This is a genomic window from Haloarchaeobius iranensis (genome assembly GCF_900103505.1).
GTDB classification, from domain to species: domain Archaea; phylum Halobacteriota; class Halobacteria; order Halobacteriales; family Natrialbaceae; genus Haloarchaeobius; species Haloarchaeobius iranensis.
The window spans coordinates 66,489-80,103 of the sequence record NZ_FNIA01000008.1 but is presented as its reverse complement, the minus strand read 5'-3'; the positions used below and the strand labels follow the sequence as shown (position 1 = coordinate 80,103).

The 13,615-nt window shown below is 65.3% G+C and carries 13 protein-coding genes, 1 tRNA gene and 1 pseudogene; 6 read left to right on the top strand and 9 right to left on the bottom strand.

Features of this window, described 5'->3' with window-relative positions; translation table 11 throughout:
• Positions 1-62: 62 nt before the first annotated feature.
• Positions 63-1,382, top strand: a complete 1,320-nt coding sequence (locus BLT27_RS08755) for an NAD(P)/FAD-dependent oxidoreductase (protein WP_089732950.1) — start codon at positions 63-65, stop codon at positions 1,380-1,382.
• 25 nt (positions 1,383-1,407) lie between these two features.
• Here the strand turns inward: BLT27_RS08755 and BLT27_RS08750 are convergent, their stop codons facing one another.
• Positions 1,408-3,126 carry a Na+/H+ antiporter NhaC family protein gene (locus BLT27_RS08750; protein ID WP_089732948.1) on the bottom strand — a complete coding sequence of 573 codons (1,719 nt, stop codon included), beginning with the start codon at positions 3,124-3,126 and terminating at the stop codon, positions 1,408-1,410.
• A 205-nt stretch (positions 3,127-3,331) separates the two neighbouring features.
• Between BLT27_RS08750 and BLT27_RS08745 the strand changes: the two genes are divergently transcribed.
• The 5 genes from BLT27_RS08745 (at position 3,332) to BLT27_RS19075 (ending at position 7,289) form a co-directional block, all read left to right on the top strand.
• Positions 3,332-4,351: a nicotinate-nucleotide--dimethylbenzimidazole phosphoribosyltransferase gene (locus tag BLT27_RS08745; RefSeq protein WP_089732946.1), complete on the top strand. Its 1,020-nt coding sequence runs from the start codon at positions 3,332-3,334 to the stop codon at positions 4,349-4,351.
• 527 nt (positions 4,352-4,878) lie between these two features.
• Positions 4,879-5,163 (top strand): translation initiation factor eIF-1A, encoded by a 285-nt coding sequence (locus tag BLT27_RS08740; RefSeq protein WP_089732944.1) that lies wholly within the window; start codon positions 4,879-4,881, stop codon positions 5,161-5,163.
• Positions 5,164-5,289: 126 nt separating this feature from the next.
• Positions 5,290-5,961 (top strand): hypothetical protein, encoded by a 672-nt coding sequence (locus BLT27_RS08735; RefSeq protein ID WP_089732942.1) that lies wholly within the window; start codon positions 5,290-5,292, stop codon positions 5,959-5,961.
• Between the two features lie 317 nt (positions 5,962-6,278).
• Entirely contained in the window at positions 6,279-6,485 is a 207-nt protein-coding gene (locus BLT27_RS08730; RefSeq protein WP_089732939.1) for a hypothetical protein, read from the top strand.
• Positions 6,486-6,614: 129 nt separating this feature from the next.
• Positions 6,615-7,289 carry a hypothetical protein gene (locus BLT27_RS19075; RefSeq protein WP_139172284.1) on the top strand — a complete coding sequence of 225 codons (675 nt, stop codon included), beginning with the start codon at positions 6,615-6,617 and terminating at the stop codon, positions 7,287-7,289.
• A gap of 330 nt (positions 7,290-7,619) precedes the next feature.
• On the opposite strand, the gene BLT27_RS08725 is transcribed toward BLT27_RS19075, so the two are convergent.
• From BLT27_RS08725 to BLT27_RS20020, 8 genes and pseudogenes are all read right to left on the bottom strand, one after another.
• Positions 7,620-7,694 (bottom strand) — tRNA-Arg (locus tag BLT27_RS08725).
• A 61-nt stretch (positions 7,695-7,755) separates the two neighbouring features.
• Positions 7,756-8,502 carry a DUF7289 family protein gene (locus BLT27_RS08720; RefSeq protein ID WP_089732938.1) on the bottom strand — a complete coding sequence of 249 codons (747 nt, stop codon included), beginning with the start codon at positions 8,500-8,502 and terminating at the stop codon, positions 7,756-7,758.
• Positions 8,499-9,035, bottom strand: coding sequence for a DUF7266 family protein (locus tag BLT27_RS08715; protein WP_089732936.1), 537 nt, complete (start codon positions 9,033-9,035; stop codon positions 8,499-8,501). Before BLT27_RS08715 ends, BLT27_RS08720 begins: the two co-directional genes overlap by 4 nt.
• A complete protein-coding gene (locus tag BLT27_RS08710) occupies positions 9,032-10,051 on the bottom strand; it encodes a DUF7261 family protein (RefSeq protein ID WP_089732934.1) in 1,020 nt (339 codons plus the stop codon). The genes BLT27_RS08715 and BLT27_RS08710 overlap by 4 nt, the downstream gene beginning before the upstream one ends.
• The gene (locus BLT27_RS08705) at positions 10,045-10,686 is read right to left on the bottom strand and encodes a DUF7288 family protein (protein WP_089732932.1); all 642 of its coding nucleotides are present in this window, start codon (positions 10,684-10,686) and stop codon (positions 10,045-10,047) included. The genes BLT27_RS08710 and BLT27_RS08705 overlap by 7 nt, the downstream gene beginning before the upstream one ends.
• A gap of 4 nt (positions 10,687-10,690) precedes the next feature.
• Complete coding sequence (locus BLT27_RS08700; RefSeq protein ID WP_139172283.1) at positions 10,691-11,206, bottom strand: DUF7287 family protein; 516 nt, start codon at positions 11,204-11,206, stop codon at positions 10,691-10,693.
• A 26-nt stretch (positions 11,207-11,232) separates the two neighbouring features.
• Complete coding sequence (locus tag BLT27_RS08695; protein ID WP_089732928.1) at positions 11,233-13,281, bottom strand: type II secretion system F family protein; 2,049 nt, start codon at positions 13,279-13,281, stop codon at positions 11,233-11,235.
• Positions 13,278-13,615, bottom strand: a pseudogene (locus BLT27_RS20020) (hypothetical protein); the annotation flags it as partial. The gene BLT27_RS08695 and the pseudogene BLT27_RS20020, both read right to left, overlap by 4 nt.

Below are 13,615 nucleotides of genomic sequence, written 5' to 3'. Positions count from 1 at the left end.
GGTCGGACACGGACGGTTCACCGACCCGGCTGGCTAAGGAGTCCCAGACCCAAGGGTGAGCCATGCGAGTCGCCGTACTCGGTGCCGGTTACGCCGGTGTCACACTCACGAAGCAGCTCGAGAAGCGGCTCCCGGAGGACGTGGAGCTGGTCCTCGTCGACGATACGGGGGTCCACCTCGTCCAGCACGAGCTCCATCGGCTCGTCCGCCGTCCCTCCCTCGCCGACGTCATCACCATCCCGCTGACCGACCTCGTGGACCGTGCCGAGGTGCGCGAGCGTCGCGTCACCGAGGTCGACCGCGGGGACCGCGTCGTCCGTTTCGCGGACGGGACGACCCTGTCCTACGACGTGGCCGCGGTCTGTCTCGGTGCGGAGACCGCGTTCTACGACCTTCCGGGTGTCGAGGAGCACGCGACGCCCCTGAAGCGCCTCGAACACGCCACCCACATCCGCGAGGAGTTCGACGCGGTGCGCGAGCGCGACGGCCACGTCGTCGTCGGTGGCGCGGGCCTCTCCGGCGTACAGGTCGCCGGCGAGCTGGCACAGGTCGCCGCGGACGACCGCGAGGCGACGGCGCAGGCGGAGGCGGCCGAACAGGAGGAGGTCCGCATCTCGCTCGACGAGGCCGACGCCGAGTCCGAGACCGACGAGGCCGTCGACGCGGTCGGGCCGACGGACGACGAGTTCGACCAGGGGTTCGAGGACTTCGGCGAGGTCGACACGCTGCCCGAGGAGGGCGTGACCGTGACGCTGCTCGAACAGTTCGACAGCGTCGCGCCGAACTTCCCCGAGCGCTTCCAGCGCGCGGTCCACGACGAACTCGTCGAGCGCGGCGTCGACGTGCAGACGGGCGCGACGGTCGAGCGCGCGACCGCGGACGCGGTCCACCTCGCGGACGGCACGACCATCGAGTACGACCAGTTCATCTGGACCGGCGGCATCCGCGGGCCGGACGCGATGGCGGGCGACCGACCGGTCGTCCGGAGCACGCTCTCGCTCGACCGGACGACGTTCGTGGTCGGCGACGCCGCCCGGATGGTCGACGACGACGGCGAGGCCGTCCCGGCGAGCTCCCAGTCGGCCATCCGCGCCGCCCGTGTCGCCGCGGAGAACATCGACCGGATGGTCGACCACCTGCGCGACGGCGACCCGGGCGACTTCGACCCGCGGCTCGACCGGTTCGACTTCGATTCACCGGGCTGGCTCGTCTCGGTCGGCGACGGCGCGGTCGCACAGGTCGGGCCGACTGTGTTCACGGGAACGGCCGCGCTGGCGCTGAAGGCGACCGTCGGCGGCGGCTACCTCTCGTCGGTCGGAGCCGTGCGGAACGCGGTCGACCTCGTGAACAGCGAGCTCGGTATCGACCCCGGCGACGACTGAGTATCGAACCGCGGTTGCTCCCGGCTCAGTAGGGGATGACCCGGAAGCTCTCGGGGAGAACGAGCCCGAGCACGAGGAACAGCAGTGCGGCCACCCCGGCGCTGATGAGCGCGTAGGGGATCTGCGACCGGACGTGGACCATGTGGTCGCTGCCGGAGGTCGAGGACGCCAGCACCGTCGTGTCGCTGATGGGCGACGTGTGGTCACCGAAGATACCGCCGCTGAACACGGCCCCGAGCACGAGCGGCAGGTTCGCACCCGTGGCGAACGCGAGCGGGATGGCGATGGGGAACATGATACCGTAGGTCGACCAGGACGAGCCGTCGGAGAAGCTGACGAAGCTGGTCGTCGCGAACACCGCGACTGGGACGATGAACGCGGGGATGTCGCCGAACGTCTCGGTGATGAACGCACCGATGCCGAGCAGGGAGACGGCGTTCTGGATGGAGCTCGCGAACATCAGGATGACCGCCGCGAGCAGGATGCCCTTGAACCCGACGAGCGTCGCGTCGGTGCCGTCCTTCAGCGAGGGGACGTTCCCCTGCAGCCGGTACATGATGAACGCCAGGGCGAGCGCCGAGATGGAGGCGACGCCGAGCCGGACCCCGCCGATGTTGAACGACCACGGTCCCGTGGGCGGGAGGATGAGCTGCCAGCTCCCGAGCGCGAGCAGTTCGGTCCCGCTCTTGCCGACGACGTAGACGACGGGACTCGCCCGCCAGAACATCGCCCCGAGCCCGACGACGATCATCGTCAGGATGGGGACGGCGAAGTTCACCCAGTTCGGGTTCGCACCCTCGTACACCTGGTAGCTGTCCATCTCCTCGGAGATCATCGGGTCGGCGTCCTCGCCGATGACGCCCTCGCCGGCACGGGCACGGGACTCCTCTTCGCCCATCTCGAGGAAGTTGGGCGCGATCTGCCAGGCGACCAGCGCCGCGAGCCCGAGGGCGACCCACGAGTAGAAGCCGGTGAACAGCGTGTTGAAGAAGAGCGGCCAGATAGCACCGGTGACCGCCTCACCGTCCACGACGAACTCGCTCATGCCCGCGGGGAGCGAGCCGCGAGAGGCCGCGTTCTCGAGTCCACCGCCGATGAAGCCGACCATCGCCGCGCCCCACGTCGAGTAGAACGCGAGCCGAGCGGCGGGCGAGCCCGCGGAGTCGACGTAGTAGGCGAGCTTCGCCCGCGAGACGTTGAACCGGTCGGTCAGCGGACGCATCATCGAGCCGACCACCAGGCAGTTGAAGTAGTCGTCGATGTGGACGGCGATACCCGCGAGGAACGCCGCCTTCTCGGCGTCAGCGGCGTCGTCGACCCGCTCGCTCAGTGCCTCGAGGACGCCCTGGATGGCACCCGAGCGGATCATCAGGCCGATCATGCCGCCGATAGCGAAGATTGCCAGCAGGACGTTCTCGACGTACCAGGGCCCGAACAGCGGTGCCGTGGCGATTATCTCGGGGACCGCCTTCAGACCGAACACGAATCCGAGCAGCACTCCACCCAGCCCGACGGACCACGGATCGCCGTCGCCTTGCGGTGCGACCTCCAGTATCTCCGGGCCAGCGGTTATCAGGTCCGCCGGAACCCCGACGGAGGCCGGGTTCAGTGCGCCGTACACCATCCCGGCGACCACCACCCCGATAAACAGGCCGATCTGTGCATCACGCGTGCTCCAGGCCAGGCTGATGGCCACGAGTGCCGGAACGACCGACATCCAGCCCGCCTCGATTCCGGATACCATGGCCCATAAACCCCGAGTCACGTTTAAAGAGTTTTCCCGTCCATGCCCGGCACCCCGCCGGGGTGGTCGCCCTCCTGGCCGCGAAGCGACCGCCGACGACCGACTAATTAAAGTGAAGTTGTGCTAGATACGGCGTAGTGATGTTTCGAGCGAGCCGGGACCGGGTCTTGGGCGATGACGACCCGACGCGGTGGGTGAGGACGCCATGAGGCTCGTCGTGGTCGCGGGGTCGACGCGGACGGCGGCCATCGACGGTATCAGCGCCGCCGGTGCCGACGCGGACGCCCTCCGCCACACCCCGAGTGCGGACCTGGAGATACTGGACTACGGCGAGCCGGTCCAGTCGCCGGTCGTCCCGGTCAGCCCGACGGGCTGTCCCACGCCGGCGGTCGTCACCCGCGCGGTGCGCGAGCACGTCGGCTTCGACGTGACCGCCATCGACGCCGGGCTGGCGCGGCCGACTGCCGCACCGACCGTGGACATCGGAGACGGCCCGGGCGCCGATATCAGGGACGTCGACCCGGTGCCGGACGCGGAGCGGCTGTTCGAGCGAGCGCGGTCGTTCGCCGCCGGCCTCCCCGACGACGAAATCGCAGTCGCGGAGTCCATCCCCGGGGGCACGACCACGGCGCTCGGCGTGCTGACTGCGCTGGGCGAGCGGCCCGCCGTCTCCTCGTCGCTCCCGGAGAACCCGCTGCCGCGGAAGCGACGTGTCGTCGACGCGGCGCTCGCGACGAGCGACCTCGCGCCCGGTGGAGCGGCCGGCGAACCCGTCCGGGCCGTGCGGCGCGTCGGGGACCCCGTCCTCGCGGTCGTCGCCGGGGTCGTCGTCGGTGCGAGCGAGGCGGGTACCACGGTCAGGCTCGCCGGGGGAACCCAGCTCGCCGCCGCTGCAGCGCTCGCCCGTCACGCCGGCGTCGACGAACCGCTGTCACTCGAGACCACGTCGTTCGTGGCCGACGACGACAGCGCGGCGGTCCACGGCCTCGCAGACGACCTGGGCCTGACGCTCCGTGCGACTGATCCCGGTTTCACGGCGCTGGACCACCCGGCGACGAACGCCTACGTCGCCGGCGAGGCGAAGGAGGGCGTCGGGATGGGTGGCGCACTCGCGATGGCCGCGCGCGACGACCTCCCGATGGCGACGGTCCGGGAGACGGTGGTCGACCTCGTCGACGACCTGCTGGCCGCCCGGACCGCGGGAGAGCGTCGTCAGGTTCCGTGACTCCTCGACCAGGTCGACGTGGACGTAGCGCTCCCCAGCGTCCACCGGCGGGGTGACGTACAGCGCGACCCAGCGGTCCGCCGCCGCCGAGTGACAGGAGTACTCGAACCGGTGGACGCTGTCGTCGCGTTCGAGAACCGTCAGGAGGGCGTCGTTGAGCTTCTCGGTGCCCGTTTCCTCCGGCCCCTCACGCAGGATGTCGAGGTAGTTCTCGCCGAGGTCGTTCAGCCACGAGGCCGTTCTCGAGGTCGAACGGCCGCCAGTGCTCGTTCGTAGACGGTGGGTCCGGACGCGTTCAGTATCGCGATCTCCATCGGCACCGTCTCGACCACCTCGCGAAGTCCCTGGTCTTGGACGCCATTTCTCAAAGGAAAGCGCTTCGGTGCGAGAAGACAGACGCCCGGTTTCGGGACTCAGATACACGTGCTGCCGTGGTTCTCGATTCCGGTAGCGCCGGGCGGTCGACCAGGGATGGGTGGTGGACTCTCTCTCGGAGGATTTAACCGTCGTTCCGACGTATTGAGAGTGTGAGTGAAAACGAAGAGCGGCGAAACCTGCGGATGCCCAACGACGACGAGCTGTTCGCGACAGTGACAGAGCACCTCGGTGGGAACCACGTGCGCGTCCACTGTCAGGACGGCGAGACGCGACTCGGCCGAATCCCCGGCCGGATGAAGTACCGGAACTGGATCGAAGTAGACGACGTGGTGCTCGTCGAGCCGTGGTCCTGGCAGGACGAGAAGGCCAACATCGAGTGGCGCTACACCAGCCAGGACGCCGACCAGCTCCGCGCCGAAGGGCACATCCAGTAGACCCGCCGCCGCGCGTCGACCGAGGGACCGACTTCTCACCGAAGCTGACGAGAGAGCGACGGCACCGCAGCCGGTTCGTGTCTCCCAGTCGATACCGTTATCAGCAGGGGGTGAGCGCTGGCTGTCATGACAACTGGTTCAACTACATCTCGGCGACGGGTCCTCGCTGCGCTGGCTGCCACGGGTCTCGCCGGTTGCCTCGGCGACAGCGACGGAGCATCGGACGACGCGCCGGCCGGAGCCACCGACGCCACGGACACGCCTGCTCCCGGAACGACGACCGACGGCCTCCCGACGCAGTCGGAGGACCCGGCCGGAGACACCAGCCCTTCCGGCAGCTGTGCCGTCGCCTTCGGCGACACCGACCGGCGATACGAGCCGGGCGACCGGGAGCTCGACCACACGTTCCTCTACCCGCTCGGCGGCGAAGTCGTCGTCACGGACGACGACGATATCGGTGGCCGGCTGACCCGCTTTGGCTACCCAGCGTCCGACGACGCACAGTACGAGCAGTACCTGAGCGTCCGCGAGCGAATCGTAGACGACGGGCGCGACGCCGGCGCTGCGTACGCCGAGTCCGACTCCTGGTCCGCCACGACCGTCACCTACGAGGGCCGGGAACGGACCGCCGCAGTCAACCGCGTGACGGACACTCAGGATATCTGGATCTTCAGCGCCCCCGACGACGACGCCACGTACGAGTTCGAGGTCTTCGCAGAGCAGGGCATCGGTGACGCCTGCCCGGATGCCTACCACGACATCTGCCACCGTGTCGCGAACTCGTTCGAGCCACGGTAACCTCCCGACTGCGCGGCGATGACCCGAGGGAACGAGCGGACATACCTGCTTTCGGCACGCCCCCGACTGGTGAGCCGTGACCACGTAGTACTCCGACGCGGCCAGCTACCCGGAGAACCGCGGCCGCCCCTCGAGCCACCTCAGCCAGCACCGCAGTCGCGACATCGCGTTCCGGTCCTCCAGAACTGCATCCTCAGTTCTCGACCTGGTCCATTCGTGGCCGTTCGAACGCCCGACGGCCCGCTTCGTCGGGGTCGGGCGCGCCAGGCTCGCGTGCAACGTCGACCCCGGCGAACGTCTCCACGCTACTGCTGGCGGTGGCGGAAGACGAGACGGCCGTCGCCCCCGAGGCGGAGTTCCAGGCACTCATCGACGAGATGGAGCACGAAGCCGAAGATCTCCCCGACGCTTCCGCGCCCGACCAAGAGAGACAGTGGCTTCGAGAGGCGAAGGGGGACCTCGGCCAGCCCGCTGACCATGACCAGATGACCGACGCTGTCACCGGCGGTGGTGAGGAACCGTGAGCCGCGACGAAAGCGGCTCCGGCGAGTGGGCGAGCAGTGAGGCGAAGGACTGGAAGGTCAGTACTGGGGTGCGGCAGTAAAACACCAGACTAGAAAAAGTTAATTAAATCAGATATTAGATATAGTATCATGGTCTCTGGATCAAGTGTCAAACAAGTTTCTCGACGACGTCTATTTGGTATTTTGGGTACTACAACTATTGGCACTGGAACGGGCTGTCTTTCGGGCAGACCAGATCTTGATAGAGATATTTCCTTGGCGTTTGTTCGGCTAGTCAACCAATCTAGAGAGTATGAGCGTGAATTTAGTATCGAACTCACATACGATGGCGGGACTGTTCTCGATAGAAAGTACGGAGAGATACCACCAGCTAGAGCCCCGATGAATATTTTAACAACAACTGGCGGAAGTATTCATTACGGTGTCCTTCCTGGCGGCACTGGTGTCGATACTGATCGATGGCACGAACAACTTATTGAAGCACATACGATAACGATCGAAGACAGAAACAGAATTGATAGTTATGCACTTGAGGCCCATCTCTCTCCGCCAGAAGTGGTCGGTGAGTTCAGTCTGTGGGACGAAATAAATAGAGCTGAGAACAATCGACGCCAGATTAACGATAACTCGCTCGTCGGTATTTCCATTGGTATGACATCTAGTTCACTCTCCACTGACTATCATGTATTTGAATCAGCAGAAGAGAAAGCATTACTCGACGAGTTCGTTGAGGCAGAACAGCTACGACAGGGGTCTCGGGACGAATACGGCGAAGATACAGTCGATGATTCAGCATATACCTGACTGCTCATCTTTCAGTAGCTAAGGCCAACACCCACCACTTCGTGCAGCGCACGCCGCACTCGTCACAGCGGAACTCCCGCGAGGTGGTCGGCTCCGGCTTCGCCTGTTCCAGGTAGCGCAACTCGTCGGCGGTGATGCCGAGGTTGTCTGCGCTCCTGGGCGACACCCCCGTTTTGCAGAGAGAACCGCTCGACTGCGAGGGGGTGCGTTTGAAACAGCTTGAGACCCGATTTCGGGCCACTATCGAAGAACTCGAATCCTCTCAAAAACAGGCGTCCAGATCCCTCTAACGAGTATTCTGGTTTTGCAACGGAACGAGTAGTTTTCGCATGGGCGCTGCAGGATTTGAACCCGCGGCAGCTTGGTCCGAAGCCAAGTACTCTGTCCAGGCTGAGCTAAGCGCCCGTACCTACTGGTAAGAGGACAGTCCCTTTTAACTCCCGCGATTCGAGAGCGGGGGAGGGCGTCACCGTGGGGCTGGAATCTCGACGTTGATGACCGTCACTCTGATGACGACGACGTCGGCCGAACAGCTGTACTCGCCGGAGTCGTAGCTCCAGCCGTTGTCCTCGAGGTAGCGTCCCCAGGCGTCCCCGAACTCGCTGTCCGTGACCGAGAGGTTGACGCTCTCGGCGTTCGCGCTACCCCGCTGTGCGCTGTACAGCACCGTGGACCGGTTGGCGCGGGCCTTGATCTGGACGTTCCCGTCACCGCTCTGGGCGGTGACGTCGTCGGCTCTGAGCACGACCAGCGAGACGACCGCGCGGTCGCCATCGCAGAGGAAGGAGGGCTCGTTGATCATCGCCGAGGCGTCGCCGTCCTGGCGGAACGCGCCGCCGTTCTCGTAGCCGATGGTGGTGCCGTCGACCGTGTACAGGAGCGAGCCCGTGGTGTTGGTCCCGCTCCAGATGGGGTCTCCGGTCGAGTTCTCCACCCTGATGTCGAACTCGCTCTCCCGACTCACCTCGATGGTGCCACCGCTGAGCCTGAGTTCCCCGTTGCGGGCGACAGCGCGGCCCTCCTCCACGTCGTCGAACACCGACGAGAACGCGTCGAACGCGCGGGCGGCGTTGGTCTTCTGTTCGGACTCCTGGAAGTCGTTCAGGCTGCTGAACCCGATGCTGTAGACGAGTCCGACCGACGTGATGATGATGGAGAAGACGAGGACGAACGCGAGCACGTCGCTCACCGAGCGGTCGTCGCGAACGTTCATCCGCCCACCTCCGAGACCTGCGGGACCGACGGCGGGGCCACTGCGGGCGACCGCTGCCCGCTGATGCTGATCGTCGAGCCGTCGTAGACGACGAAGAAGTCACCGCCGCTGACACTGCTCTCCGTGATGGGCGTCGTGCTCCGGAACGGGACGATGATCTGCACGTTGGCCTGTGGCGATTCCATGACGAGACAGGCGACGTCCGAATCGCTCTCGTACGTTCCGCACTCCGGAGCGGACGTCCCGTACAGTGAGACGCTGTACCCGGACCCCGACACCTGTGCGGGGTGGTTGGTCTGCAGGACGATGGTCCCGCTCGTACCGTCGGCTTCGTGGCCGACGTTCGCGACGTCCTCGGCCATCCGGTTCCCCAGCGTCCGGAGCTCGGTCTGTGCGGCTCCGGTCTTGCGCTCCTCGAGCAGGCCACTCGCACCGAGGAGCAGGCCTGCGACGAGGATCGTCGTGATGCCGATAGTCAGGACGTGCGTCAGTGCGATGGAGACACCACGGTCGTCGGTCGGTTGTCGTATCATCGTGTGCTGTTGTAGACGGGGACTGTGACTGTACGCGTGTACGATGCGGTCGGCGAGTCGTACTCGACGACGACACTCGCTTCCCAGACGATGTGGCTGTAGTACGGTGCTGGACCACCCGTGACGGGCGAACCGATGGTGAACGCCGTCTGGCTCAGATGTGCGTCGTACTGACCGGTCGCGTTGTCGCCGTTAACGAACTGCACCGCGTAGCCGTTCTCGCCGGGGACGTACGAGAGGTCGTCGGTGAACTCGAACGAGCAGGACGTCCCGTCGATGGAGCCGTTCACCATGTCGACCTCGATATCCGTGCCGACGCTAACGTCGTTGCAGACCTGGGAGCCCGTCTGGTTCTCCCAACCGCTGGGTGCTGTCGGGTCGGACCCCGATGCGACGTAGACGTCCAGTCTCGACGAATCGTTGACGAACCAGACGACACGCCAGGCCTCGTTGCCCGTGCCATCGCCACCGAGTGCGGCGAGATGGAAGGCGCCAGTCCGTGTCGTGTCGAGCGAACCCCGGTCCAGCGTCACGTCGAACTCCCCGACGTCGGAGTATGTCGGGGACGCACCCGACGGCGTCAAGTTCCAGTTCTCCTGCCCAGCGTCCGCGCGGGCCCGGAAGTCGTCGTCCGTTGACTGGAACACCCGGACACCGTACTCCGAGTTCGACCCGTCGAGCGAGGCGTTTACGGCGGACGGCTGGGACTGTGCGTAGAGCGACTGCCAGACGGCGCTGAAGTTACTCGTGTTCCTATTTACTGCGGCAGCAACAGTACTGTTCGAATCAAACTCTCCCTGGTTCACCCGGTATGCGACGCCGGCGACGCTGTCACCGCCGGCGTGTCGCACCTGTTCGGCCTGGTTCACCGAGGAGACGGTCCCTGTCGAGTCGACGTTCTCGGCGTACAGACTCGTGTTGAACACGACGACGATGCCGAGCACGATGAACGCGATGGCGAGCGCTCCCACGAGAACGATCTGTCCGCGCGAGGGGTCGTCGTCGATGCCTACCATATGACCACCCGGACGACGACGACGTTGTAGATCGGGCTATCCTCGAACTCGTCTGCCTCTGGAATCGGGAAGTAGACGTTGCTGTCGGCGTACGCGGCTGGGAGCGTCGGACACTGTGCACCACCGCAATCACCGAGAATGCGCTGGTCGTCGTACAGCGTAACCGTGTAGGTCGTCGAGACCGCCGGCGCGTTGGGCGAGCCACGGCTGACCATCGTCACCGCCTCCGTGGAACTGTTGTTCCGGTAGGAGACGATGATGTTGTACTCCTGCTCCTGTTCGCCGAACGTCTCGTTCAGCATCGCGCCGAACTGCGTCCCGTCGGCGTCACACGTGGTGACGTTCGGCGGTGGGTTCACGCCGTACCCGCGGTCCTTCGACTGTCCCTCCGCGAAGTACGGCTCCGACGATTCGTTCCAGTACCGCACCTGACAGGAGAGCCCACCGTCGTCCCCGCTGATTATCATGACGTCGTTCGCGGACGTCCGGAGTTGTTCCTGGATGTCGAGACTCACCGATCCCGACGTCGTGGGGAGGATGACGACCGACTGGAACGCGAAGAGGATGGCCGTCAGTAGCAGTATCGACCCGATGAACCCTTCCAACGTGTACGCCTGTGACCTGTCGTCGTTCATCGTATCACCACACTCGGACCACCAGCACGCACTGGACGTCGCAGTGGCCACCCGAGACGAGGACGACCCTCGTCGTCGACGCGGCCGGTGTCTGTGAGCGGTAGTCGTCGCCTGCCGTCATCCGCGTGAGCGTCGGTGGCTGGAGCACAGGCCTGTTACCGCCCTCCTGGACGTTCATCACTGTGACATTGATATCTGCGGACGCACGCAACCCGAAGTACTCCCGAAGATCGTCTTCGTCGTTTCGGAGTGCCGTCCCGTCTCCATCGATGTCTGTATTGAGCCATGCATCGAGTTCGGTCGCGTTCAGCGTCCGCGGCTCGCCGTCGACGGCGAAATCGTTGATCATCGTCCCGGCGACGCGGTCGGACTTGGCCGTGATGTCGTCCCCGACCGGCGACCCGAACGGACTCAACAGCGTCGGCAGGAAGCCGAAGGTGAACCCGACCGTCAGCAGGAAGACGCTGATTCCCACCGCGAAGTCCTGCGTGGTCTGCGCTCGGTCCGAGTCGCGCTGCATGGTATTTCCCGTCGTCTTCATCGTTCTCATGCCACCGCCGCCCACACGACGAGTGCGATGGTCATCAGCACGAGGACGAACTTCATCCCGCTCATGATGTCGGCATCGCGGATGTAGCCCGCGATGAGCCCGGACAGGAGCGCCTGCATCGTCACCGCGTGGAAGAACAGCAGCGAGAGCCGGCCGGTGTTCACCGCACCGCCGAGGCTGGGGCCTCCGGAAGCCCCGCCGCCCCCGCCGCCGCTGGCGTCGTTCAGCCCGGTCAGGACGTCGAGGAACTGCGTCTTCAGGATGGCCATGACCGCGAGCAGCGTCAGGTACGTCATCAGGATGATGACCACCTGCATCCGGGTGCGGGACTTGCGCTCGCGCTCGATGTCGTCCTGGTTCTCCGACGCCTGTGCCGCGGTGGTCAGCACGTCCGTAATCTGACTGGAGGCCTCCTGTGCCTTCGAGATGAGCTTGACCGTCCGCGCCATGCGCGGGATGTGGTACTTGTTGTTGAACTCGACGAGCGCGTGTTTCAGGCTCATCCCGTAGTTGACCTTCGCGTGCATCGTCTCGAACTCCGTCGCCATCTTCCCGCTCGTCGTCTCGGAGACCGTCCGGAGCGACTCCAGCAGCGTCTGGCCGGTGTCGTTCGCGCTCGACAGCTTCCGTAGGTTGTCGGAGATGCTGTTCGTGATGACGCTACGCGACCGGACGTTCCACTCGCGGAACACCGCGAGCGGCAAGACGACGATGTACGTCGGCATGTAGACGTACATGAACGTGCCCCAGACCGGCTGGTCGATCATCCCGTCCCAGGACGTCGGGACCGCACCCGACACCATCGCGACGACCGTGATCACGAGCACCAGCGGCACCGTCAGGGCCAGCGTGTACAGCGGGTTGTCCCGGAAGAAGAGGTGCGGTGCCTTGAGCACCTGCATCGTCTCGTAGGTCCCCTCCTTGTTCTTGATGCGGTCGAACATCGAGAACTCGCCCGTGTACTCCTCGACGAGACCGAGGTTCAGCAGCCCCGACCCCTTCTGGACGGACAGCCGGTCGTCGGCGTCCGCTGGGTTGAGGTAGCCGTCGCCGGGCTCGTCCTGCTTGACCGTCGAGACGAGCACGAGGAAGCCGGCACCGGTCATCGGAATGAGTCCGTACACCGTCGCGTACAGCATCATCGCGTCCGCCTCGCCCAGCATCCGCATGATGACCAGGATGATGATGAGCAACAGCGGGAACAGTGACAGCGTCATGTACATCTCGCCGAACAGCTCCAGCGTCTCCAGGGTCATCTCCTGTTGCTGCTTGGCGGTCCGCATGTGCTTGTCCTTCTTGTCCTTCAGGAAGTTCTCCATGTCTCCGCCGGAGTTGACGATGGAGAGCATGTCCGTGAGGAACTGCGCGACCTCGTCGCTCGGGGTCTCCATCGCCTGATTGCGGATCGCCGTCCGGTAGTCCGTGTCGAAGTACTCGGTCTCCTGGACGATGGACTGGAACTCCTTCGCCACCTCGCCGTAGGTGTCCTCTGCCTTCGCCATCGCCTCCAGGATCTCGAGCTGGTTCAGGCCGCCGACGGACAGCGCGTACATGAACGACACCGCGTCCGTCAGGAGCATGTTGATCTCGCGCTTGCGCGCCGAGGCACGCGAGTACGGGACCGCGACGAGCGCACCGAAGCCCATCGCGAACCCGATGGACCCGAGGAACAGGCCGGTCACGACGACCAGTGCAGGCACCTTGACCGCGTTGACCAGGTCGACGAGCGCCTGATTCGGTATCGTCGCGCCGAGGATGTTGTCCGTCGGCACGATGCCCGTCATGAACAGCAGGTAGCCGATGACGGTCCCGAGAGCCCACAACGCACCGCCCGAGAGCACGCCGATGCCCAGCGAGCGGGAGAGGTACATCTCGACGGTGTCTGCCATCCGCGCCTGCGCGAGCTTCGTCTCCACGTCGGCGACGAAGTCGGAGTTCTCGTCGAACAGCCGCTCGTACAGCGGGTAGAACATGTCACCGAGCGAGTCGGTGGACGCGTCGAACCCGCTGCTCTCACCGGCGTCGGTCCGCGTCTGGAGGCTCATTCTGCATCACCGGTGCCGCCTTCCTCGTCCTCGCCGCCGAAGACGCTGTCCTCTCCGTCGTCCCCGTCGTCCTCGCCGCCGAAGACGCTGTCCTCTCCGTCGTCCCCGTCGTCCGAGGCACCGAAGACGCTGTCCTCGTCCCCGTCGGTGTCGTCGAACACCCCGTCGTCTTCCCCTGTGGCGTCCTCGACGCTGGAGCCGAACATCCCGCTATCGTCCTCGTCGGCTTCGGCGTCGTCACTACCGCTGAAGATGCCGCCGCTCTCGTCACCGAAGATGGAGCCGACCTCGTCGTCGTCCTCCTCGAAGAACTGCTCGTCCTCGCCGCCGAAGA